This window comes from Terasakiella sp. 4MB5A, from assembly GCF_050058155.1.
GTDB lineage: Bacteria > Pseudomonadota > Alphaproteobacteria > Rhodospirillales > Terasakiellaceae > Terasakiella > Terasakiella halodenitrificans.
The window spans coordinates 2,445,083-2,468,647 of record NZ_CP188815.1; the positions used below are offsets into that span (position 1 = coordinate 2,445,083).

The 23,565-nt window shown below is 47.0% G+C and carries 20 protein-coding genes and 1 tRNA gene; 7 read left to right on the forward strand and 14 right to left on the reverse strand.

Annotated elements, in window-relative coordinates:
* Positions 1-16: 16 nt before the first annotated feature.
* The 12 genes from ACI0FF_RS11355 to ACI0FF_RS11410 form a co-directional block, all read right to left on the reverse strand.
* Entirely contained in the window at positions 17-1,153 is a 1,137-nt protein-coding gene (locus ACI0FF_RS11355; RefSeq protein WP_419796965.1) for an acyl-CoA dehydrogenase, read from the reverse strand.
* 36 nt (positions 1,154-1,189) lie between these two features.
* Positions 1,190-2,377 carry an acetyl-CoA C-acyltransferase gene (locus ACI0FF_RS11360; RefSeq protein ID WP_419796966.1) on the reverse strand — a complete coding sequence of 396 codons (1,188 nt, stop codon included), beginning with the start codon at positions 2,375-2,377 and terminating at the stop codon, positions 1,190-1,192.
* A gap of 17 nt (positions 2,378-2,394) precedes the next feature.
* Positions 2,395-3,567 (reverse strand): isovaleryl-CoA dehydrogenase, encoded by a 1,173-nt coding sequence (locus ACI0FF_RS11365; protein ID WP_188663936.1) that lies wholly within the window; start codon positions 3,565-3,567, stop codon positions 2,395-2,397.
* Between the two features lie 300 nt (positions 3,568-3,867).
* The gene (locus ACI0FF_RS11370) at positions 3,868-4,302 is read right to left on the reverse strand and encodes a PaaI family thioesterase (protein WP_419796967.1); all 435 of its coding nucleotides are present in this window, start codon (positions 4,300-4,302) and stop codon (positions 3,868-3,870) included.
* A gap of 22 nt (positions 4,303-4,324) precedes the next feature.
* Positions 4,325-4,777 carry an acyl-CoA thioesterase gene (locus tag ACI0FF_RS11375; RefSeq protein WP_419796968.1) on the reverse strand — a complete coding sequence of 151 codons (453 nt, stop codon included), beginning with the start codon at positions 4,775-4,777 and terminating at the stop codon, positions 4,325-4,327.
* A 119-nt stretch (positions 4,778-4,896) separates the two neighbouring features.
* The gene (locus tag ACI0FF_RS11380) at positions 4,897-6,636 is read right to left on the reverse strand and encodes a methyl-accepting chemotaxis protein (RefSeq protein ID WP_419796969.1); all 1,740 of its coding nucleotides are present in this window, start codon (positions 6,634-6,636) and stop codon (positions 4,897-4,899) included.
* A 113-nt stretch (positions 6,637-6,749) separates the two neighbouring features.
* Positions 6,750-7,142 carry a MerR family transcriptional regulator gene (locus ACI0FF_RS11385; RefSeq protein WP_419796970.1) on the reverse strand — a complete coding sequence of 131 codons (393 nt, stop codon included), beginning with the start codon at positions 7,140-7,142 and terminating at the stop codon, positions 6,750-6,752.
* Positions 7,143-7,215: 73 nt separating this feature from the next.
* Entirely contained in the window at positions 7,216-8,634 is a 1,419-nt protein-coding gene (mgtE, locus tag ACI0FF_RS11390) for a magnesium transporter (RefSeq protein WP_419796971.1), read from the reverse strand.
* 6 nt (positions 8,635-8,640) lie between these two features.
* Entirely contained in the window at positions 8,641-10,947 is a 2,307-nt protein-coding gene (locus tag ACI0FF_RS11395; protein WP_419796972.1) for an NADP-dependent malic enzyme, read from the reverse strand.
* Between the two features lie 246 nt (positions 10,948-11,193).
* Positions 11,194-11,937 (reverse strand): substrate-binding periplasmic protein, encoded by a 744-nt coding sequence (locus tag ACI0FF_RS11400; protein WP_419796973.1) that lies wholly within the window; start codon positions 11,935-11,937, stop codon positions 11,194-11,196.
* A 109-nt stretch (positions 11,938-12,046) separates the two neighbouring features.
* The gene (locus ACI0FF_RS11405) at positions 12,047-12,526 is read right to left on the reverse strand and encodes a cupin domain-containing protein (RefSeq protein WP_419796974.1); all 480 of its coding nucleotides are present in this window, start codon (positions 12,524-12,526) and stop codon (positions 12,047-12,049) included.
* A 103-nt stretch (positions 12,527-12,629) separates the two neighbouring features.
* A tRNA-Leu gene (locus ACI0FF_RS11410) sits at positions 12,630-12,716 on the reverse strand.
* 136 nt (positions 12,717-12,852) lie between these two features.
* On the opposite strand from ACI0FF_RS11410, the gene lipB reads away from it, so the two are divergent.
* Positions 12,853-13,488 (forward strand): lipoyl(octanoyl) transferase LipB, encoded by a 636-nt coding sequence (gene lipB / locus ACI0FF_RS11415; RefSeq protein ID WP_419799704.1) that lies wholly within the window; start codon positions 12,853-12,855, stop codon positions 13,486-13,488.
* Between the two features lie 78 nt (positions 13,489-13,566).
* Here lipB and ACI0FF_RS11420 read toward each other — a convergent pair whose 3' ends face one another.
* A complete protein-coding gene (locus ACI0FF_RS11420; RefSeq protein WP_419796975.1) occupies positions 13,567-14,391 on the reverse strand; it encodes an OmpA family protein in 825 nt (274 codons plus the stop codon).
* 233 nt (positions 14,392-14,624) lie between these two features.
* Between ACI0FF_RS11420 and ACI0FF_RS11425 the strand changes: the two genes are divergently transcribed.
* The 3 genes from ACI0FF_RS11425 to ACI0FF_RS11435 all read left to right on the forward strand — a co-directional run bounded on the left by ACI0FF_RS11425 (position 14,625) and on the right by ACI0FF_RS11435 (position 18,167).
* Positions 14,625-15,308: an HAD-IA family hydrolase gene (locus ACI0FF_RS11425; protein ID WP_419796976.1), complete on the forward strand. Its 684-nt coding sequence runs from the start codon at positions 14,625-14,627 to the stop codon at positions 15,306-15,308.
* A gap of 2 nt (positions 15,309-15,310) precedes the next feature.
* Positions 15,311-17,386 (forward strand): AsmA family protein, encoded by a 2,076-nt coding sequence (locus ACI0FF_RS11430; protein WP_419796977.1) that lies wholly within the window; start codon positions 15,311-15,313, stop codon positions 17,384-17,386.
* A gap of 73 nt (positions 17,387-17,459) precedes the next feature.
* Positions 17,460-18,167, forward strand: coding sequence for an ATP12 family chaperone protein (locus ACI0FF_RS11435; protein WP_419796978.1), 708 nt, complete (start codon positions 17,460-17,462; stop codon positions 18,165-18,167).
* A gap of 247 nt (positions 18,168-18,414) precedes the next feature.
* Here ACI0FF_RS11435 and ACI0FF_RS11440 read toward each other — a convergent pair whose 3' ends face one another.
* Entirely contained in the window at positions 18,415-19,002 is a 588-nt protein-coding gene (locus ACI0FF_RS11440; RefSeq protein WP_419796979.1) for a HupE/UreJ family protein, read from the reverse strand.
* A 92-nt stretch (positions 19,003-19,094) separates the two neighbouring features.
* Between ACI0FF_RS11440 and nikR the strand changes: the two genes are divergently transcribed.
* From nikR to ACI0FF_RS11455, 3 genes are all read left to right on the forward strand, one after another.
* The gene (nikR, locus tag ACI0FF_RS11445) at positions 19,095-19,520 is read left to right on the forward strand and encodes a nickel-responsive transcriptional regulator NikR (RefSeq protein ID WP_419796980.1); all 426 of its coding nucleotides are present in this window, start codon (positions 19,095-19,097) and stop codon (positions 19,518-19,520) included.
* A gap of 263 nt (positions 19,521-19,783) precedes the next feature.
* Positions 19,784-21,316 (forward strand): acyl-CoA carboxylase subunit beta, encoded by a 1,533-nt coding sequence (locus tag ACI0FF_RS11450; RefSeq protein WP_419796981.1) that lies wholly within the window; start codon positions 19,784-19,786, stop codon positions 21,314-21,316.
* Positions 21,317-21,377: 61 nt separating this feature from the next.
* A complete protein-coding gene (locus ACI0FF_RS11455; RefSeq protein ID WP_419796982.1) occupies positions 21,378-23,378 on the forward strand; it encodes an acetyl-CoA carboxylase biotin carboxylase subunit in 2,001 nt (666 codons plus the stop codon).
* Positions 23,379-23,565 lie beyond the last annotated feature (187 nt).

The following is a 23,565-nucleotide window of genomic DNA, read 5'->3' on the forward strand; positions in this document are numbered from 1 at the left end:
CTCCGTTACGTCATCTTCAACCGTTAATCACGGCACGGCTGATGACAATTTTCTGAACTTCGCTGGTACCTTCGTAGATTTGGCAAATCCGAACATCACGATAATATTTTTCCACCGGAAACTCGGACGAATAGCCATATCCACCAAAGATCTGAATGGCATCAGAACACACACGTTCCGCCATTTCAGAAGCAAAGACTTTCGCCATAGAGGCTTCTTTCAAACAGGGCTGATCCGCATCTTTCAAGCTTGCAGCATGCAGAACCATCTGACGGGCGGCATGTACCTGCGTTGCCATATCTGCCAGTTTAAACGCAATTGCCTGATGTTCGCTGATCGGTTTACCAAACGCTTCGCGTTCTTTGGCATATTCAACAGCGGCATCCAACGCCGCACGCGCCATACCGACACATTGTGACGCAATCCCGATGCGACCGCTTTCCAGATTGGACAGGGCGATTTTATAGCCCATGCCTTCTTCCCCTAAGAGGTTTTCAGCCGGAATACGCATATCTTCAAAAACGATTTGTGCGGTATCCGATGCTTTTTGTCCCATCTTGTGTTCAAGGCTGGAAACGATGTAACCGGGTGTATCCGTCGGTACGATAAAGGCAGAAATCCCCTTCCCGCCCTTGTCCGGATCCGTTACGGCAAATGCAATGAGCGTATCGCCAATCTTTCCCGACGTGATAAATTGCTTGGTTCCATTCAGCACATAATGATCACCATCACGCTTTGCCCGACACTTCAAAGCAGAGGCGTCGGACCCCGTATGGGGCTCAGTTAAAGCAAAACATCCAAGCTTCTCTCCCGCGACCATCGGGGCGAGGAATTTTTCTTTTTGCTCGTCATTGCCAAACTTTAAAATCGGCCCATAACCTACTGAATTATGGACAGAAAGAACCGTACTTAAAGCACCATCTCCGGCGGCAATTTCTTCAAGTGCCAGTGCAAGTCCAACGTAACCGATTTCCGATCCGCCGACCTCTGCCGGGGCAACCATCCCCATCAGGCCAAGCTCTGCCATCTCGGCAAAAATCTCGGGCGGGAAGGCCTCATTGGCCTCCCACTCACGCGCATTCGGGGCAATGCGATCTTGCGCGAAATTACGCACCATATCGCGGATCAATGTTTGTTCTTCATTCAGAATCATCTGATTGACTCTATTTCTACAAGTTCATGACTGATGTTATGCGATGCGCTCAAATGCCATAGCGGTTGCTTCGCCACCACCAATACACAAAGACGCAACCCCTTTGGTCTTGCCGTATTTTTCAAGAGCTGCCAGCAAGGTCACGATCACACGCGCACCAGACGCGCCGATCGGGTGCCCCAGGGCACAGGCCCCACCATGTACGTTGACTTTGTCCGCATCCAGTTCAAGATCACGAATGGCCGCCATTGTCACAACAGCAAAAGCTTCGTTGATTTCCCACAAGTCCACATCATCCTTGGACCAACCGATATTGGACAAGAGCTCTTTCATGGCAAAAACCGGTGCTGTTGTGAACAGGTTCGGTTCCTGTGCATGGGTTGAATGCCCCACAACACGCGCCAATGGTTTCAGGCCCCGTTTTTCCGCTTCAGACTGGCGCATCATCACCAATGCTGCCGCGCCATCTGAAATAGAAGATGAATTCGCAGCCGTTACTGTGCCGTCTTTGGCAAAAGCAGGGCGCAATGTCGGAATTTTTTCCGGCATGGCTTTGCCCGGTTGCTCGTCAATTTCAACAACCTTCTCGCCTTTACGGGATTTAATTGTAACCGGTGCAATCTCGCCTTTGAAGGAACCATCTTGAATGGCCGCATTTGCACGACTTAACGAACGAATGGCAAATTCATCCTGTTCTTCACGGGTAAATTGGTAGGATTGCGCGCATTCTTCGGCAAACGTCCCCATCAAACGACCTTTGTCATAGGCATCTTCCAGACCGTCAAGGAACATATGGTCTTTGACTTCGCCATGCCCCAGACGCATCCCGCCACGTGCCTTGGGTAACAGGTAAGGCGCATTTGTCATGCTTTCCATACCACCGGCAACCATTACGTCATTGACACCTGCTTTCAGCAGATCGTGGGCCATCATAGCGGCTTTCATGCCGGACCCACACATCTTGTTGATCGTGGTACAGCCTGTTTTCAACTCCAGACCTGCACCTAGGGCAGCTTGGCGCGCAGGGGCTTGACCTTGGCCTGCACCCAAAACGTTCCCGAAGATCACTTCGCCCACGTCTTTTGCATCCACGCCGGAACGCTCGACAGCCGCCTTGATGGCCTGCGCACCCAGCTCAGATGCCACCAATTCGGAAAAATCGCCTTGCATCCCACCCATAGGTGTACGCGCAGAACCGACAATGACAATAGGATCGTTTGACATGTTGAGTATTCTCCAGATTATTTAGTTTCGTTAAACAGTTCGCGACCGATCAGCATACGGCGGATTTCACTTGTCCCTGCACCGATTTCGTACAGTTTCGCATCACGCAACAGGCGACCTGTCGGATATTCATTGATGTAGCCATTGCCACCCAGAATTTGAATAGCATCCAAGGCCATTTGTGTCGCTTTTTCAGCAGAATAAAGAATAACACCAGCCGCATCTTTACGGGTGGTTTCCCCACGCGAACAGGCCGCCCCAACCGCATAAACATAAGCACGGCACGCATTCATGGTGGAATACATATCCGCAACCTTGCCCTGAATGAGCTGGAATTCACCGATCGACTGATTAAATTGTTTACGTTCGTGGATATAAGGCACAACCACATCCATACACGCCATCATAATCCCAGTCGGACCACCGGCCAAAACTGCACGTTCATAATCCAGACCGGACATCAAAACGCGAACACCTTTGTTCAATTCGCCCAGAATATTTTCTTCCGGCACTTCACAATCCTGGAATACCAGTTCGCAAGTATTCGATCCGCGCATACCGAGTTTGTCGAGTTTTTGCGCTGTTGAAAACCCTTTGAAACCTTTTTCAATAATAAAGGCCGTAATACCTTTGGGACCGGCATCCATATCGGTTTTGGCATAAACAACCAATGTATCGGCATCAGGGCCATTAGTGATCCACATTTTATTCCCGTTCAGAATAAAACGATCACCTTTCTTTTCAGCCTTCAAACGCATGGAAACCACATCAGAGCCCGCCCCCGGTTCAGACATCGCCAACGCGCCGATATGTTCACCGGAGATCAGCTTCGGCAGGTATTTCTTTTTTTGTTCTTCATTTCCGTTGCGACTGATCTGATTCACACACAAATTGGAATGCGCGCCATATGACAAACCGATTGAAGCAGAAGCCCGGCTGATTTCTTCCATCGCGATAATGTGTTCCAAATAACCGAGACCTGCCCCGCCGTATTCTTCATCAACCGTGATACCAAGCAAGCCCAGCTCACCAAAACGTGGCCACATATGATTGGGGAAAGAGTTTTCCAGATCGGTTTTTTCTGCGATCGGTGCGATTTCTTCCTGCGCAAACGAACGAACCGTATCGCGGATCATGTCTGCTGTTTCACCAAGATTAAAGTTCAAAGACGGATACTCTACAAAGCTCATTGCTCTTTCCCATTTCCCTGAGAGTTAAAAATAACCGGCAGCGCATTTTTGCAACGCCTGGCGCCAGTTGTTCCCTGTTTAAATCTACGTCAAAAGTAATTAACGTTTACGTAAACGTCAACTTAAATTTAGAGATTTTTGTTTCATAATGGAAAACCTGCTCATTAACGGCTTGGAAATCCTTTTGTTTATACCAATAACAAAAAAAACAAACCGTCACCGTTAATCATAATGTCAGAAGAAGTTAAATTAGGAATACCGAAAGGAATCCTCTGATAGATAGGATATATAATAGACAATTTAAGCCGACACAGCCATCAGGGTTTGAATGGCTGTCGCACATTGCGTTTCAATCCCGTCACGAACGCCAAACACGTCAATTTCCGTCACTGTCAAAGTCCGACCGGCTTTGACCACACGCCCGACCCCTTTTAAAAAATCACCTGCACCGGGAGCAATAATATTCAGCTTATATTCAACCGTTAACATAGCCTGCCCTTCTGCCAGCAAACTAAACCCGGCAAAACCACCAGATACATCTGCGAGAGAACCAATCACACCACCATGAAAATATCCATGATGCTGATCCAGCTCAGGTTTAAAAGGAAGATGAAGTTCGCAATAACCCGGGCGTAATTCCGCGATCTCCACACCAAGGTATTTCATAAATCCCTGCGTATCGAACGCCTTTTGGACAAGCTCTATATAATTATCGCTTTTCGGGATTAAGTTCATAACTCAGGCCTCCCTTCCTGTCTTATTCTGCAGCGTCTTCTTGTATCGTTAAATATTTTTGGCCTGCTGCAATAATATTGTCCAGAAATGGAACCGCGCGTCTTGCCTGACGATCCATATGAACACCAAACAGTTCACAGGTTGCGGCAATCTCGCCACTGACGCTATGGGTCATCTCATGGATCAGCTTAAACTTTCGTCCATCCAGTAACGCAAGCTTCGTATGAATTTCAACGCAATCACCAGGCATCAATTCTCGCTTATAAGTCACATGATGATCAACTGCCGCCACACCAGCGTTACATTCTTTAAAATACTGATTGGTTAATCCAAGCATTGATAGAAAAGTCCAGGCGGCATCATCAAATTTCGCCATGTAGTGACGGACATTTAAATGTCCCATATGATCACATTCCCATTGCTGAACCGTACTGCGATGCGTCATAGGAGGGGTAATGCTGTTAAAAACGCTCATTTTTCACAATCCATTTTCTGTTAGCACTACCAACTTAGTTAACGTTTACGTAAACATCAATAAATGCTTATAAAAAAGGGTAGGAACACATACCCCACCCTTTCTAAGAAACAGCTAAATTAATATCTGAAAGAACCCGACGACCCGTCGCGAATGTCATCCAAAAACTCTTGTACGTTTGAGCGTAACGCCTGACTTGCATCTTTGACGACGTTCGCAGAAACCGTTACATCATTTGCCAACTCACCGGTCTGCGTTGCCGCTTGCGCCACACCATAGATATTATGTGCAACATCTTGAGTACCGCGTGAGGCTTCTTCCACGTTATGTGCAATCTCACCCGTTGCAGCGCTTTGTTCCTCAACAGCAGCAGCAATAGAAGAGGAGTAATCATTCAAATTGGAAATTGTCTTTTCAATTCCATCAATCGCATCAACAGCACCATTTGTCTGTTGTTGGATCTTAGCAATTTGAAGACTGATTTCTTCTGTCGCCCGTGAGGTTTGCTGTGCCAGGTTTTTCACCTCACTTGCAACAACGGCAAATCCCTTACCCGCATCCCCCGCGCGCGCGGCTTCAATGGTTGCATTCAGGGCCAATAAATTTGTTTGTTCTGCAATATCATTAATCAGCTTAACCACATTTTCGATATGACCAACCTCTTGCGCCAAACTGGTAACAATACTCGTTGTAGTATGGGCTTCGGCAACAGCTTCTTGTGCGATTTGAGATGATTGTGCAACCTGTTTGGAAATTTCAGAAATAGACGCACTTAATTCAGAACCCGCTGTCGCAACAGCGTCCACATTTGCGGTCGCCTGTTGCGTAGCAGCAGACACAGCCTGACTTTGCGCACTGGTTTGATCTGCAGCAGAAGACATTTGCACTGCAGTTTGTTCCAAATTGCTCAAGACTTCGGAAATCTGTTGCATGCTGCCCTTCACACGTCCTTCCAAATCATCCGCAATTTGAAAAAGTGCCTTCTGACGTTCATCAGCAGCACGTTTTTCCTTTTCTTCCTGTTCTCGCTCCAGCCGCAACTTGTCAATCGCACTCTCTTTAAAGACTTGAACTGCACTGGCCATTTCACCCAGTTCATCACGACGTTCCAGCCCCATCACGTCCACATCCAGCTTGCCATGAGACAAATCCGTCATAGAATGTGTCATTTGTTGAATATTGCGACAAATACCAATCACGCCAATTACAACGAACAATCCAACAACAAGAGAAACAACAATCGGAACAATCGCAATCACACGAGATCTGTCATTTTCACTTCTACTATGTTCCAGAATGACACTATCGTTTTGCAATTGCTTTGCAACAATTGCTTCGACTTCCAACATGACATTCAATACATCATTTTGAATTTTTGCAGCAACTTCATCAAAACTCCCCATCATGCGGTTTCCACCGGACGGACCTTCCCCAACATAAGTCATTGCCATGCGCTTACCCGTCTCATAGAAAGGAGGGAAATTTTCTGTCATTAGCTGAAAATGTTTTACCAACGTATCCATTTTCAAAGATTGACTGAGTTCTAAAGCCTTTTTCAAATTTTCATTAAAGCTCTTGGCATGTTTTTCAGCCTCATCAAAACCATCATTGAGACCATCCAGCCCACGTGTCGCAGAAATATCGGTTAACCATTGTTGAACCTGAATAACATCCGTACGTAAACCCTGCGATAAAGCCAGCAAAGGCAAAACTGCTTCGTTTATTTTTTTAGAAGAGACTTCAATATTCTCAAATGCTGTCGAACTTTCATTCGTCACAGAAATCAGCAAAACACTGTTGATCATCAACAGAATCAGCATAAGCACAACGGCGCCAATCAGCTTTAATCGGATTGTCATTATTATCCCTAACGCATCCATTTTATTAAATGCGTTAACTTACCTGCGAAACAGGAAAGCTAAAATACGCATAAATACCTATACAAAAAGATAAGATGCACTCAGGGCAAGGTTTAACTTTGTTTTTGTTTTAACAATCCAGAACATTGTTCTTCCAGTGTCTCCAACTCAGACAACATCGCCGTAATATCTTGTTGCTGTTGAGACAAGGCATCGCGGCGGCTCTGGATACGTTTCAAGAAAACTTGCAACTGCATCACCTCTGAACGATCTGTGTCATAAAGATCAATCAGTTCCTGAATTTCAGATAAAGCAAACCCCAGACGTTTTCCCCGCATAATCAAACGCAGGCGAACACGATCACGCGACGAATAAACTCGGCGCTGCCCTTCACGGGCTGGTGAAATCAAGCCTTTATCTTCATAAAAACGGATGGTCCGAGTTGTAATATCAAACTCTTTGGATAAGTCCGTGATACTATATGTTTTCTGTCTTTTTTCTGTCATAACGTCGAAAAGATTACTTAACCTTTACGTAAACGTAAATAGTTTTCTTTCAATTATGTATATTTCAGACAGATTAACCGAGCAAAAACAGGGCAGCAAGGCCCAGAAACGCAAAAAAACCAACAACATCAGTCACTGTGGTCAGAAAAACAGATGACGAGATTGCCGGGTCTGCACCATATCGATCAAGGGCCACAGGAATTAATGCGCCCGCAAGACCTGCAACAACCATATTAACAATCATCGCCACCGCAATGACAGATGCCAAGGCAGGATCCTGAAACCAGGCCCAAGTCGCCAAGCCAACAAGAACGGCAAAAATCACACCATTCATTGCCCCTACCGCAATTTCTTTACCAACAACACGCATAGCGTTTGCGGGTGTCAACTCTTTCATCGCAATGGCCCGGACGGCAATAGTCAAGGTTTGCGTTCCCGCATTCCCCCCCATCGAGGCCACAATCGGCATAAGAACCGCCAAGGCAACCAGCTGTTCGATAGTCGCACTAAAGAGGCCGATCACCATGGAAGCAAGAATTGCTGTCCCCAGATTAACAACCAACCACCAGACACGGGATTTGGCAGCATCAAGCGCAGAACTGTAAAACTCATCCTGCGTTACCCCGCCCATACGCATGATATCTTCTTCATGTTCTTCATCGATAACGTCAACAACGTCATCAACTGTAATCACACCCAAAAGACGCGCACTGTTATCAACAACAGGGGCAGAAACCAAATCACGATCACGGAAGATAAAAGCGACTTCTTCCTGGTCAGTACCAACCGGAATGGTTGTCAATTGTTCTTCCATCAAATTGCCAACCCGAACCGGACGCTTACTTCGCATCAATTGACTGAGCGGCACAGTCCCCAATGGTTTGTGTTTTGGGTCAACAACAAAAATTTCATAAAAATCTTCCGGCAGGTCCACATCGCTGCGCAGGTAGTCCAGCGTTTCCCCCACCGTCCAGAAAGCCGGCACCGCCACCAAATCGCGCTGCATAAGACGACCGGCGGAATCTTCTGGAAAGGATAAACCTTCCATAAGAACCGCACGTTCCCCATGCGGCATGGCTTCCAGAACTTCTTTCTGGTCTTCTTCATCCAGTTCTTCGATAACGGCCAGCGCATCATCGCTGTCCATTTCGACCAGAGCCTTGGCAACCGTATCCGCGCCAATTTCATAGACGACTTCTTCCAGAATATCCTGATCCAATTCGGACCAGACTTCCGGTTCCAAGTCATCCCCGACAATCTGGAGAACCTTGGTTCGGTCTTCTGCTTTGAGCTGCTGCACCACGTCGGCAGCGTCCGCGTAGTGCAGCTCCTCAAACAGGTCTCGAACGGCTTCTTCGTTGCCATCACGCAAGTGTTCACGAACATCATTAACATGTTCATCACCAAGACCAAAAGCATCCCCTTCCTCAATTTCGACTTGAGTCTGGACGTTTTTGTCTTCTTCCAATTGCTGTTCAGGCAATTCAGTCACGCATTCTTACTCCGCTTCACCAGCATGGATTTGCGCATCCACAACTGCAACTGCACTGACATTCACCACTGCACGCACTGTGGCAGAAGGTGAAAGAATATGCGCCGGTTTCGCGGCCCCCAACAAAATCGGACCGACCGGCAAGCCGTCAGCCGTCATTTTCATCAGGTTATAGGAAATATTGGCAGCATCAAGATTAGGCATAATCAACAGGTTCGCCGACCCACGCAAGCGTGAATTAGGGAAGATATTGTTACGAAGCTGTTCAGACAATGCAGAATCGGAATGCATCTCGCCTTCGATTTCAAGGCGGGGATCACGTTCCAACACCATTTCGCGCACCTTGCGCATTTTTAGGGATGAAACAGAATCTCGGTTCCCAAAGTTAGAATGAGACACCAGCGCCACTTTTGGCTTCATACCAAAACGACGGACTTCTTCTGCCGCCATCAAGGTAATTTCGGTCAATTCTTCGGCACTCGGATCGTAATTCACATAAGTATCACACAAGAACAACGTATCATTATCGGTGATCAACAAGTTCATGGCCGCCATAACGGACTTACCTTCGCGCAAGCCGATAATGTTCTGTACTTCTTCCAAATGTTTGAAATAGCGTCCCGTTGTGCCACACACCATGGCATCAGCATCACCACGGTGCAACATGATTGCAGCCACGATTGTTGCGCGCGACCGCACAAGCCCCAGTGCAGCCTTTGGGGAAACACCATTGCGGCCCATAATGCGATGATAATAATCCGCATAATTATGGAAGCGCGGATCCCGCATGATCTCGACAACCTCAACATCTTTATCGAGTTCCAGACGTAACCCTAAGGTTTTAATCTTGTTTTCAATGGATTCACGGCGACCGATGAGGATCGGCACGGCAATCCCATCATCCACAACAATTTGAACCGCACGCAAGACGCGTTCGTCTTCGCCTTCGGCATAAACGATTTTCTTAGGTAGACGTTTAGCCTGTTCAAACACAGGTTTCATCGTCATGCCGGAACGATAGACAAACTGCGATAGTTTTTCACGATACGCATGAAAATCATGGATCGGACGCGTCGCCACACCACTATCCATCGCCGCTTTTGCCACAGCCAACGTTACATTCAAAATCAAGCGCGGATCAAACGGTTTCGGGATCAAATATTCCGGCCCAAAACGCAGATTTTCTTCACCATAGGCTTTGGTCACCCGTTCGTCTGCTTCGGCCATTGTCAGGTCTGCCAAGGCTTCGACGCAAGCCATTTTCATTTCCGCATTAATCGTTGTCGCCCCGACATCCAGCGCACCACGGAAAATATAGGGGAAACATAACACGTTGTTGACCTGGTTCGGATAGTCCGAACGCCCCGTTGCCATTATACAATCCGGGCGAACTTCTTTAGCCAATTCAGGACGGATTTCAGGTTCCGGGTTCGCGAGTGCAAAAATAATCGGTTGATCACCCATCTTAGCAACCATTTCCGGTTTAAGCACACGCGGCGCGGACAGACCGAGGAAGATATCAGCCCCTTCAATGGCTTCATCAAGGGTACGCAAGTCTGTTTCCTGTGCGAAAACTTCCTTGAATTCGTCCATTTCTTCGGTTCTGCCCTTATAGACAACACCGACAATATCCGTAACAATGATATTTTCCGGCTTCATCCCCATGTGTTTCAACACATTCAGACAGGAAAGCGCTGCAGCCCCCGCACCAGAGGCCACCAGTTTCACATTGTGAATGTCCTTGCCGACAACACGCAGTGCATTTTTCACCGCTGCCCCAACAATAATGGCTGTGCCGTGCTGATCATCATGAAAGACCGGAATATTACATTGTTCTTTTAACTCACGTTCAACGACAAAACATTCCGGTGCCTTGATATCTTCAAGGTTGATCCCGCCGAATGTCGGTTCCAGTGATTTGATAATATCAACCAGTTTGTGGGGGTCGCGTTCTTCGATTTCAATATCGAAAACATCAATTCCGGCGAACTTTTTAAACAGAACGCCTTTACCTTCCATCACTGGCTTAGACGCCAGTGGTCCGATTGCACCTAGCCCTAAAACAGCGGTCCCGTTTGTGACCACACCTACCAAATTGCCGCGCGCTGTCATGTTGGCAGCTTCTTTTTCATCGCGCACAATTTCTTCGCAGGCAAACGCAACGCCTGGTGAATAAGCCAGCGCGAGATCGCGTTGGTTCGCTAATGGTTTGGTCGCAGTAACACTGATTTTACCGGGGACCGGGTTGCGGTGGTATTCCAGCGCCCCTTCCCGAAATTTGGCTTCTGTATTTCGTTTATCTTCTTCTGCCATTCACTCGTCCCCTTTTGTGTGGCTATTTCGACAGCGATTCGAATTTGATCGGGTCTCCAACTCTTCCCTCTCCTGAAGTGTTAGAAATCTTACTTTCAGCATCGTGTTGTTTTTATTCAGCTATATGCGTTGGGTAAGAAGGACGTTTTCTTGAATGCCCATCTTTTCGACAGGTCTCCTGCAACAATATCCGTATTGAGGAAAATCACAACAGAAAAAGCTGTAACAAAAACTCAGAGGTTTGATTTAACGATACTTGGCATAAATATTTTCCAACGTACCGTCATTTTTCATGTCTTTCAGAATACGGTGGAATTTATCCTTATATTTTCGTAAAGGCGATTTATTGGAGATCGCAAAATAGATCGGCACCTGAATTTGTGGATTAAAGCGCGCCTCTTCAAATTGCCCCTTATATCCCCCTTGTAAAATTTGGTAATCCAGATTTGGATTGGTGCCAATAATAACGCCCAATCGTCCCCCCGCCAGCATAGGCAATAAAAAAGATTCTGTCGGCGCCTTGTATTTGCGCAAAATTTCATCAGAATTAAACCGTTCAAAATAATGCGATCCTCGTACCATACCAACGGTATATTTGCCCAGATCTTCGTATGAAACGACCTGATCCGCCTGCCCTGTGCGTACATAAAACGCAACGGAAACTTGCCCGTATGGTGTCTCCTTGATGTAATCCATAAAAGCGGCGCGTTCTTCATTAAACGCGACACCAGACATCACATCCAATGTTCCCACTTCTATTTGCTTTAAGCATCGTTTGAAAGGACACGCGTAGAGTTCAAGCTTCAACTTCATGCGCTTTGCAATTACGCGGGCAATATCCACATCGACCCCGGCATAAGGAGGTTCTTTACCAATGGAGAAAGGCTGCCAATCCGTCACAGGAAAACGCATAACGTCTTCTGAAGCTGCACTTGGTCGATGAAACAGGAAAAAGAGCAACGCGAGACAAATATAAAACAAGTAACGCATTGGGAGCTCCCCTCCTCTATCCAAGTGTCTTTTACTTATTTTAATATTAGATCGCTTCCTCGATATTCAATGACAAATTTAAAGAAGAAAAATCTGATCCCTCATCTGGTTATTTCTTTCCTCCTTGCGGATGCTCGATTTTATCAAGATCCACCATTTCCCATTTCATCCCTTCATTGCGGAACAAGCGTTTATTTTTATCAGGATATTCGCCAACATCGTGTGCCAGACGTTGCCCGACCACAATACACTTTAAGACCTCTGGGCCCGTATTGGTCATACAGTGGGCTAGGCCACCTTTACGATATCCGATAAAGTCACCCGGACCGATGTCGGTCCGTTCCTCTCCGATACGAACAATACCGTGCCCACTCAACACATAAGTACATTCATCTTCATGGAAATGAACATGAAACTCTGTTGAGTCCGCCCCCGGTGGAACCTCAATTAAATGAAAGCCAAATCCGGAAATTCCGGTCAAATCCCCCAATGACTTGTTAATGCGTTTACCGTTGGGGTTCAAAAAATGCGTTTTGTCCGTGCCTGCAAACGCCTCGATCTCTTCTTTTTTCAGAACATACTTATCCATGACCAATCTCCAATTTTATAAATTTTGGAAACAGTCTAAAGGATGGGAACAAGGAAAGACAAAATAAAAAAATCCCCGCTTTCTCAGGAAAGCAGGGAGATTTTGGTGCGGTCGAGAAGATTTGAACTTCCACTCCGGTTAAGGAACAACGACCTCAACGTTGCGCGTCTACCGATTCCGCCACGACCGCATAAAATGTGGCATTTGATGAAAGGACGGTGTATGAGGTGCGAACCGCGTTTCATCTTGTGGCGTGGTATATACAAATGATTCACATAGATCAAGACATGAATGATAAAAAAATTTCGACTTTGATGAGAAATGGCATTGAGTGGCGTTTCAGCGACGACGAAGTTCCTTATGAAACAGCACTTTCCTTTATGGAACAGCGTGTTAAAGAGATTGCAGAAGGAAACGCGCCAGAATGTATCTGGTTATTGGAACACCCCCCGCTTTACACCGCTGGAACCAGCGCAAAACAAGAAGATTTAATCGATCCTGAACGTTTCCCTGTTTATGATGCCGGGCGTGGCGGTCAATATACCTATCACGGCCCCGGTCAACGCATTGCCTACGTTATGCTGGATTTAACCAAGCGCGGGCGTGATATCCGCAAATTCGTACAGAATCTGGAAGAATGGGTCATTCAAACCCTTGCCACCTTTAATATTACCGGAGAACGACGCGACGGACGCGTGGGAATCTGGGTAGATCGTGGTATGGGACGCGAAGATAAAATCGGTGCCATTGGCGTACGTGTGCGCAAATGGGTCACGTTTCACGGTATTTCATTAAACGTAGAACCGGACCTGTCTCATTTTAATGGAATCGTCCCCTGCGGAATTAGTGAACATGGCGTGACCTCCCTGCAGGATTTAGGAATCTGGATCACAATGTCAGAAATTGACAGCCTGTTGATGACCTGTTTCGATGCTGTTTTTGAAGACGAATCGCAAGAATAGTCTTCTGTTTTTTCTTCAAACATAAAAAAGGCGACCTCAATATTGAGGTCGCCTTTTTTGATTTGAGCTGAATATTCCTTATTTGAAGGAAACAACCACACGACGGTTGCGTGATTCTTCAACTTCATCACCTGTGGTGACAGCGTTCATGTTTTCGCCATTTGCGCCAACACGAATTGCATTCCCTGCAACGCCATGACCTTTCAGGAATTCAGAAACAGCCTGTGCACGAGACAAAGCAAGTGCTTCGTTATAAGCTGCGGAACCTTTGGTGTCTGTATGACCATTGACCATAACAGCCTTGGCACCACGGCCCATCATGGATGCTTTAACCAACAAGGATTTAGCTTCGTCATTCAATGCTGTGCTATTGAAATCAAAATAAACGATGATGTCTTCCATCGGTGCCATTGCCGGTTTTGCCATCGGCTTAACCATCATGTCATTCAAGCCCGCCATGAAGTACTTCTTACAAGCTTCAATATCGTCCGGTTGGAAGTTTTCTTCCTGTTCCTGCATCCAGCAATCAAAACCGGCTTGTGCACGTGCTGCTGCTGCCGGGGATGCTTCTTTACCACCTGCGGCATAGGCTGCCATCAGTTTTTCACGCGCGGCACTCAATTCGCCAACCTTGTCTTCCGGCAAGCTACGATCAGCAATCATCTGCGGTTCTACATCGCCTTGTGTTGCGGCAAGTGCTTTCCCGACGAAACGACGTGCATCAGCCCAATCGCCTTCGTCACGTTCCAGACCAGCCAAACGCGCATACTCGCTCTGCAGCCCTTTTTGGAAAGCGCTACCGTTGTTCTGCGCCATCTTCGCACCTTCAACGTCCCAGTTAGACGCGCAAGCTGCCAAAAGCGGAAGGGCCCCAAGTGCTACGGCTGTTTTAAAAAATTTCATGTATTGCCTCCTAAGCTTAAACCAAATCTTCATCGCTCATCGTCGAATGAAAGCCACCCACACAAGTCGCGTAGACGCCTGTCACAATCAGACTGTAACCTCATGTGTTTGTAGTATTCTACATTTGTAGAAGAAATACAAACTTTAGGATTATTAAAATGATTGTATCTGAGCTAGCCTAGTGCAAGCTAAATATTTATGATTGTAAGTGATTATCATCACAGGAGCCCTCTTTGACCCTCGACACCCCTTTACAACTGGCAATTTTCGACTGCGACGGCACATTGGTTGATAGCCAGAACGCTATTATCACCGCCATGAATTTGACCTGTGATAGTTATAATTTGGATCGAATCTCTCGCGACTCCATCCGTCGTATCGTTGGTTTACCCCTTGAAATCGCAATGGAACATTTATTCAGGACACAACCCAGTCGATTCCATCATGAAATGGCGGAGACATATCGACAACATTTTCGAACCATGCGGGAAAATGATGCTGTAGAAGAGCCTCTCTTCCCCGGTACAGTTGAAGCATTAAACACCTTGGAATCCCAAGGCTGGTTGTTGGGTGTTGCAACAGGCAAAGCCATGCGTGGCTTGATACCCACCTTGCAAACACACAATCTGGAAGACAAGTTCATAACATTGCAAACCGCCTGCCGAGCCCGAGGTAAACCCGACCCGGAAATGGTAGAAAACGCATTGGCTGAAACAGGAGTGGACGCAAAAAATGCGGTTGTTATTGGGGATACGACCTACGATATACTTATGGCATGTAATGCAAATGTAAAATCAATTGGTGTCGCATGGGGGTATCATGACCCTAAAGAACTGAAAGAAGCAGGTGCAGCATTGATCATAAATACGTATGATGAACTTACCGAGGCAATAAACACAATAATGAAGGATGAATAGATATGGGACGTTTAAAACTAATTTTAGGGGGGCTTGTCGTCCTTGTCGTCGGCGTTATTATTGCCGGTGTTGCGATCCTCAAGTCCACTGATTTCAATCAGTATAAGGGGGAAATCACCGAACAGGCCAAAGCGGCCACGGGACGGGATCTTGTGATCAACGGTGATTTGGAACTGGATATTTCCCTTTCCCCGAAGGTACGCGTCAGCGGTGTCTCGCTCTCCAACGCCCAATGGGGTTCAGCCCCTAGCATGGTAAAAGTCAAAAGCTTCGCAGCTGAAATGAAACTAATTCCTCTTCTTTTCGGGGATATTCATATCGTCGAAGTTTCCTTGATTGAGCCGGAGGTTTTGCTGGAAACCAACAAAGACGGCAAAGGCAACTGGGAAATGGGCCCCAAAGAGGCCAAAGCAGAAGAACAGAGTGCATCTAGTTCCGACCCGGCCAAGCTGCCCGCAGTCAATAAAGTCCGCATCGAAAAAGCACGTTTTATCTATAAAGACGGTGTGAAAGGCGAAACAACATCTATCGTCATCGACACGATGGAAGCTTCCGCCGATGATTTGGACGATCCCCTGAATCTTTTGTTTAAAGGATCTTTCAACGATCATATCGTTGAGTTGGCGGGTCAAGTCGGCACACCGGAAGGCTTGATGAACAATGCGCCAATTGACCTTGATCTCACGCTGAAAGCCGCAGGGGCCGAAGTTAAAATCACAGGTAACATTCAGGAACCGACAAAAGGCAACGGCTTGAATCTGGCCCTCAGTGCCAAAAGCGACAACATTGCACGCTTGGCAGAATTGGCTGGTAGTCAAGTGGGCAAAGTCGGCCCGTTTGAAATGGCTGCAACGGTTTCCGGCGGCCAAATGAAATATAAAGTCGGTGGTTTGAACATCAAAATTGGCGGGAGTGATTTATCCGGTGATATCGCGGCGGACCTAAGTGGTAAAATCCCGCAAATCGATGTCGCATTAGGTTCAAAATTACTGAACACCAAAGACGTCACACCACAAAGCAACGAGCAAGCGAGTGCAGAACCGCAAAAACCGGCAGACGGCACACCAGCCAAAGCTGAAAAAATCTTTCCGTCCGACCCGCTCGTTTTGGATGGTTTGAAAGCAGCGAATGCCAACGTGACCTATAAGGCTGAAACACTCATCGCCAGTGATTTCATGCTGACTGAATTCTCGAAAAAGGTCACGCTGAAAAATGGTTTGCTCAACGTTCAACCTGCATTTGCAATGGGGGGCGGTGTCTTTGATGGACAAGTCACACTGGATAGCCGTAATTCCCCAGCAAAACTGAAAATCGACCTGAACGGTAAAGACCTTGGGCTGGGCAACAGCTTGAAAGAAACAGGTGTCACCGACCTGATCCACGAAGGGAAAACACAAGTACGCTTTGATTTGAACGCAACAGGGGCATCTGTCGCAGACTTGATGGCCTCCTTGCAAGGCAAAACCTTGATCAACGTCGGAGAAGGCAAGATTAAATCCAGCCAAGTCAATTTCTTGGGCGGTGATCTCATCACTGGTGTCTTTGAAAATATTCTGCCAAGCGCCAAAGAAGGTGAATTCACCCCCTTCTCTTGTATGATTGTCAATCTCGATTTTAATAAAGGTATTTCCAAATTCGATAAAACGATCGCCATGCAAACCAACGTCATGAACGTTGCCAGTTCAGGTGAAATCAATCTCGCAAACGAAACATTGGATGTCGGAGTAAAACCGGAACCACGTGGCGATACGGCAGATCTTGGGATCAACGTTGGTGGGCTGGCTAGTATGGTTCGCGTCAGCGGTCCATTATCCAACCCCGGCATTGGCATTGATGCGTTTGAAACAGCCAAAGCTGCAATGGGTGTTGGTGCAGCGATTGCCACGGGCGGTATGTCCATCCTGTTTAGCAGCCTGACAGACAAGGCCTTGGCCGATGGCGATCCTTGCGCCACGGCACTGGGTAAAAAATCGACTTCTACGGCACCTGCCGCAACTGAAAATACAACACAGGAAAAGCAACCCGCTTCGGACAATCCGATTGGTGGCTTGCTAAATCTGTTCGGAAAGTCTAAATAAAGGCCAATTGGCAAGACTCTTAAAAGGCCCCTGCCAAGTACAGGGGCCTTTTTTATATCGGGAAAGACAGATAATGGACCCTTCTGCTGCACTGAAACGCTTTTATAAATCCGTTGCGATTGAAGAACATGACAATGGATATATTGTGACATTGGACGGGCGCCAACTGAAATCCCCGGCCAAACGTCCCCTACACCTGCCAACCCAAGATGTTGCAAAAGCCTTAGCGCAGGAATGGGACACACAAGACGAAATCATCAACCCTGCGACCATGCCTGTCATGGCATTGGCTTCCACAACAGTTGACCGTATTGGGCAACAACGCGCCGGTGTCGTCGAACAAATTGCGAAATACGGTGAAACAGACCTTGTCTGTTATTGGACCGATGACCCGAAAGATCTGGCAACACGTCAAGCCAATGCCTGGGTTCCTTTGATCGACTGGACCAAAAAAACATATGGCATTCAACTGAACACACAAACAGGTGTGATGCATTTGGCGCAACCGGACGGCACCTTCGAGGCCTTCCACAAAGTGATTGATCAATATAACGATTGGGAACTCGCAGCCCTTTCCAGTGCCACCCATTGTACGGGGTCCATCGTCATTGCGCTGGCCCTAATGAACAATCATCTCGATGCCGATGCGGCTTTTGATGTTTCACAAATTGACGAAACCTATCAAATCGAATTATGGGGCGAGGATTGGGAAGCCAAAGACCGTCGCGAAACCATTCTGAACGATCTTAAAAACGTCATACGTTTCCTGAATTATCTATAGAACAAAAAAGGGAGGCATAATCACCTCCCAGACTGCTGACAAAGTGTTTTTAGTAAATAATTGACCAAAATCCGTCATCCCGCACTTGATGCGGGATCCATTTAAAATCAATGGATTATATGTTACTTATTCAGCAAAGATGGATCCCCGATCGGGGTCGGGGATGACAGCTTAGGGGCTTTGTCAATAAGCTGAGGGAGAGCGCAGCCAATGCACTCTCCCTTTTTTTAATGAATGACGTTCACTTTTACAGAACCAGCAAGGCCACACCGGCTGTGCCGACCGCACCACCACCGATCCGCAATGCCATCGGTGCAATTTTTTCATCCAATTGTTTCAAAGCAAAGCTGATGCCCAAACCGGCCAAGTGCAACATGGTTGTTGCCAATGCAAAACCTAGGGCATACTGGCTGCCTTCTGCATTCACCGGCATTTCCAAACCATGTGCAAAACCGTGGAAAATTGCAAGAACGCCAACAAGTGCCATTGCACCCAATAACGGCATTTGACGTCCAAACGCCACAACAGCCCCCAACAGGATAACAGAACCGACGATGCCCAGTTCAACGAACGGAACGGTTCCACCAACCATTGCAACAAGACCGCCAACCAACATCATGGCAACAAAAGAAGCCGGCACATATGCCATTGCTTTACCACCTTGCTGGGCCGCAAGAACACCCACAGCAACCATCGCCAAAATATGATCCAATCCGGCAAACGGATGCCCGAAACCTGCTGTGAAGCCATGAACGCTTGCACCACCACTATGTGCAAATGCAGAAGTCGCCAACAACATTCCTGCTGCTGCAACGCTAAAGAATAGTCGATTCATTTCCCAACCCTTGTATGATTGTTTAGAGAACATAAAAGTATGACGTTTTTAAAAATTATCATACCGGATGTAGAAAAAGCAAGAGGCAAAAAATGGAACGAATTACCATTACCATCGATGATGATCTTCTCGCCGATTTTGATCGGCTAATCGAAATGAAGGGGTACAGTAACAGATCTGAAGGTATACGTGATGCCATTCGACAATTAGTGAAAGACCAACAAATCGCTGAAAATGACGAGGCTCCCTGCGTCGGATGCGTCGTTTATATGTACAATCATAAAGAACGCACCCTTTCCACCCGTCTCATGGAAACACAACATCACCACCATGATATACCAACAGCCACCCTGCATTTACATGTAGACCCCGAAAACTGTCTGGAAGCCACGGTTTTACACGGATCCGTCCATCAGGTGCGCCACATGGCAGATCAAATTACATCACAAACGGGTGTTAAATACGGAAAACTTCATGTCATTCCTTTATCCAAACCTCCTGTGCATTCTCACGAATAATAAAGAAAATTGTTTTTTTTTGGATTCTCTACCTTTCGCGTGGCAATCTTTTTAATTCCCAACAAGACAGGAGGTTTTTATCGATCAAAACATCCTAAAAACCATGAAAAATCAGTGCTAAAGAAAATAAATCGGTAATTCGGTATTAGAGTGCGTATTTTTTCTGGTGCGTAAAATCCGATTGTGGTAATCATAACGTCAGGAAGCTACATATCCTTCCAAATATATCTATGCCCAAACAAGGGCGAAGGGGACATATTTAGATGCACGACATTATCCAGATGCTTGATGAAAAACGCGCCAAAGCCCGCATGGGCGGCGGCCAGCGTCGTATCGACTCACAGCACAAAAAGGGCAAGCTTACAGCCCGCGAAAGAATTGACATTTTCCTCGACGAAGGCAGCTTCGAAGAGTGGGACATGTTCGTTGAACACCGTTGCACCGATTTCGGCATGGAACAGGATCACACACCTGGTGACGGCGTTGTCACCGGTTATGGGACTGTCAACGGCCGTCTGGTCTTTGTTTTCTCTCAGGATTTCACGGTTTACGGTGGTTCCCTGTCAGAAACACATGCAGAAAAAATCTGCAAGATCATGGATCAAGCCATGAAAGTAGGCGCGCCCTGCATCGGCTTGAACGATTCCGGTGGGGCACGTATTCAGGAAGGTATCGCTTCCTTGGGCGGTTATGCAGACGTTTTCCAACGCAACGTCGAAGCATCCGGTGTTATCCCGCAAATCTCTATGATTATGGGCCCGTGCGCCGGTGGTGCCGTTTATTCTCCTGCTATGACCGACTTTATCTTCATGGTCAAAGACAGCTCCTTCATGTTCGTGACAGGTCCGGACGTTGTAAAAACCGTGACCCACGAAGAAGTGACGCAAGAAGAACTCGGTGGAGCCATCACCCACACAACCAAATCCGGTGTGGCGCACCTTGCCTTTGAAAACGATGTTGAAGCCCTTCTCAAATTGCGTGACTTCGTTGACTTCCTGCCCAGCAACAACAAAGAAAAAGCGCCGACCCGCCCGACAACAGACCCGGCAGACCGTGACGACATTTCTTTGGATACTTTGGTGCCGGATAACGCCAACAAGCCCTATGAAATGAAAGAACTGATCACCAAAGTCGTTGACGAAGGTGACTTCTTTGAAATCATGCCGGACTTCGCCAAAAACATCATCATCGGTTTTGGCCGCATGAATGGCGATACAGTCGGCTTTGTTGCGAATAACCCCATGGTTCTGGCCGGCTGTCTGGATATTGATAGCTCTGTTAAGGCAGCTCGTTTTGTACGTTTCTGCGATGCCTTCAACATTCCGATCGTCACATTCGTTGACGTACCGGGCTTCATGCCGGGGACCGATCAGGAATATAATGGTATCATTACCCATGGTGCAAAACTGCTGTACGCATTTGCCGAAGCAACTGTCCCTAAAGTCACCGTCATTACCCGTAAAGCATACGGCGGCGCTTATGACGTGATGAGCTCCAAACACTTGCGTGGGGATGCCAACTTTGCATGGCCATCTGCGGAAATCGCCGTAATGGGGGCCAAAGGGGCCGTGGAAATCATTTTCCGTTCCGATATCGGGGACGCTGAAAAAATCCAAAAACGAACTGACGAATACGCTGCCAACTTCACCAACCCGTTCAAGGCTGGTGCCCGTGGCTTTATCGACGATGTGATCATGCCACACGGTACACGTCGCCGTATCTGTCAATCTCTCGCAATGTTGAAAAACAAAGATTTGAAAAATCCGGCGCGCAAGCACGGTAACATTCCGCTCTAAGGTTTGCCTTAAGCGTATTTCATTCAAATCTGAGTTTTAGCAAAGAATAGGAACCGGACACATGTTCGATAAAATCCTGATTGCAAACCGCGGTGAGATTGCCTGCCGCGTCATCAAATCAGCCCGCAAGATGGGCATCAAGACCGTTGCGGTCTATTCCGATGCCGATAAAGAAGCGCTTCATGTCCAAATGGCGGACGAAGCCGTCAATATCGGCCCGGCCCCGTCCAACCAGTCTTATCTGGTTATGGACAACATCCTGAAAGCCATCAAAGACACCGGCGCACAAGCCGTGCATCCCGGTTATGGCTTCCTGTCAGAAAACGCTCATTTCTTTGATGCGTTGAACGAAATCGGTGTTGAATTCATTGGTCCTGAAAAACTTGCCATTCAGGCGATGGGCGACAAGATCGAGTCCAAGAAATTGGCCCAAAAAGCTGGCGTCAGCACTGTTCCGGGTTATACCGACGTTGTACGCGATACAGATCACGCTGTCGAAATTTCAGCTGAAATCGGTTATCCCGTAATGTTGAAAGCCTCTGCCGGTGGTGGTGGTAAAGGCATGCGTGTTGCCTATAACGAAGAAGAATGCCGTGACGGTTTTGAACGTGCGACTTCCGAAGCCAAATCTTCTTTTGGTGATGATCGCGTCTTTATCGAAAAATTCATCGAAGAACCGCGCCATATCGAAATTCAGGTTCTGGCCGACAAACATGGTAATGCAATCTATCTTGTAGAACGCGAATGTTCCATTCAGCGTCGTCACCAAAAAGTTATTGAAGAAGCGCCATCTCCGTTCCTGAACGAAGAAACACGCAAAGCAATGGGTGAACAAGCCGTTGCACTGGCCAAAGCGGTAAACTACCGTTCTGCCGGTACAGTGGAATTCATCGTTGATAAAGAGCAAAATTTCTACTTCCTGGAAATGAACACCCGTTTGCAGGTGGAACACCCGGTTACAGAATTGATCACGGGTGTCGACCTTGTTGAATGGATGATCAACATTGCCGACGGTCAGGAACTGACCATCAAGCAAGAAGACGTAAAAATCAACGGCTGGGCGATGGAATCCCGCGTCTATGCCGAAGACCCCTTCCGTAACTTCCTGCCGTCTACAGGCCGTCTGATCAAATACCGCCCGCCGGTTGAAAGCGATACCGTTCGCGTTGATACCGGTGTCTATGAAGGTGGTGAAATTTCCATGTTCTACGACCCGATGATTGCCAAGCTGATTACGCACGGCAAAAATCGCGAAGAATGTACCGAAAACATGCGTCGTGCGCTGGATGAATATTACATCCGTGGCGTTGGTCATAATATCTCGTTCCTGAACGCAGTTATGTCCAAGCAACGTTTCATCGACGGTGCCTTGACCACGAACTTCATTGCAGAAGAATACCCTGATGGCTTTGATGCTTCTATGGTACCGCAAAAAGACCCAAAAAATCTGGTCGCGGTTGCCTGCTTCATGAAACGCATGGAGTCAGAACGCGAAGTTATGATTTCCGGTCAGATGGAAGGCGGTCGTGGTCGTCTGTTGAATGATGAATGGGTTGTCCTTTATAACGACCAAAAATTCAATGCAACGGTCACACCCAATTCGGTAGAAGGCTATGACGTTGATATTAACGGTACCGAAATGCACATTCGTTCAGAATGGACATTTGGCGAACCCTTGTTCTTTGCCGATATCAACGGAACAGAAATTTGCGTTCAAGTCGACCGTATGGCAACAGGGTACAGCCTGTTCCACGCGGGCGCACAAGCTGACGTTAAGGTTCTGACAAAACGTCATGCCGAACTGAATGACCTGATGCCGTTCAAAGCACCGCCGGACATGTCAGCCTTCCTAATGTCACCCATGCCAGGACTGCTGCTGTCTGTTGCTGTCGAAGAAGGTCAAGAAGTCAAAGCAGGTGAAGAACTTTGCGTGATTGAAGCCATGAAAATGGAAAATATCATGCGTGCAGAAAAAGACGTGGTCATTAAAAAGATCCACGCTACTGCAGGTGGTTCTTTATCCGTTGACGAAAAAATTATCGAATTCGTAAGCGAAGACTAAGAAAAGTCGCAAGACTTTTTGCAAGAAAAAAGCGAAGATGCATGCATCTTTGCTTTTTTTCGTTGTATTTCTAATTTCCCAATCCCATTTATTAGAACGAATGACTACGTTCTACACATTTGAAGTAGTATTTTGCCCATAAAGTACTTCTTTTGCTCAATTGAGCTTATGAGTTGCATGGCTATTA

Bases quoted from the DNA above. Each gene is read 5' to 3' on its own strand.
- ACI0FF_RS11455 (WP_419796982.1), top strand. From the start codon at position 21,378: ATGTTCGATAAAATCCTGATTGCAAACCGCGGTGAGATTGCCTGCCGC.
- ACI0FF_RS11385 (WP_419796970.1), bottom strand. From the start codon at position 7,142: ATGACAGAAAAAAGACAGAAAACATATAGTATCACGGACTTATCCAAA.
- ACI0FF_RS11370 (WP_419796967.1), bottom strand. From the start codon at position 4,302: ATGAACTTAATCCCGAAAAGCGATAATTATATAGAGCTTGTCCAAAAG.
- ACI0FF_RS11375 (WP_419796968.1), bottom strand. From the start codon at position 4,777: ATGAGCGTTTTTAACAGCATTACCCCTCCTATGACGCATCGCAGTACG.
- ACI0FF_RS11450 (WP_419796981.1), top strand. From the start codon at position 19,784: ATGCACGACATTATCCAGATGCTTGATGAAAAACGCGCCAAAGCCCGC.
- nikR (WP_419796980.1), top strand. From the start codon at position 19,095: ATGGAACGAATTACCATTACCATCGATGATGATCTTCTCGCCGATTTT.
- ACI0FF_RS11420 (WP_419796975.1), bottom strand. From the start codon at position 14,391: ATGAAATTTTTTAAAACAGCCGTAGCACTTGGGGCCCTTCCGCTTTTG.
- ACI0FF_RS11405 (WP_419796974.1), bottom strand. From the start codon at position 12,526: ATGGATAAGTATGTTCTGAAAAAAGAAGAGATCGAGGCGTTTGCAGGC.
- ACI0FF_RS11380 (WP_419796969.1), bottom strand. From the start codon at position 6,636: ATGACAATCCGATTAAAGCTGATTGGCGCCGTTGTGCTTATGCTGATT.
- ACI0FF_RS11395 (WP_419796972.1), bottom strand. From the start codon at position 10,947: ATGGCAGAAGAAGATAAACGAAATACAGAAGCCAAATTTCGGGAAGGG.
- ACI0FF_RS11365 (WP_188663936.1), bottom strand. From the start codon at position 3,567: ATGAGCTTTGTAGAGTATCCGTCTTTGAACTTTAATCTTGGTGAAACA.
- ACI0FF_RS11430 (WP_419796977.1), top strand. From the start codon at position 15,311: ATGGGACGTTTAAAACTAATTTTAGGGGGGCTTGTCGTCCTTGTCGTC.
- ACI0FF_RS11440 (WP_419796979.1), bottom strand. From the start codon at position 19,002: ATGAATCGACTATTCTTTAGCGTTGCAGCAGCAGGAATGTTGTTGGCG.
- ACI0FF_RS11400 (WP_419796973.1), bottom strand. From the start codon at position 11,937: ATGCGTTACTTGTTTTATATTTGTCTCGCGTTGCTCTTTTTCCTGTTT.
- ACI0FF_RS11435 (WP_419796978.1), top strand. From the start codon at position 17,460: ATGGACCCTTCTGCTGCACTGAAACGCTTTTATAAATCCGTTGCGATT.
- ACI0FF_RS11360 (WP_419796966.1), bottom strand. From the start codon at position 2,377: ATGTCAAACGATCCTATTGTCATTGTCGGTTCTGCGCGTACACCTATG.
- ACI0FF_RS11355 (WP_419796965.1), bottom strand. From the start codon at position 1,153: ATGATTCTGAATGAAGAACAAACATTGATCCGCGATATGGTGCGTAAT.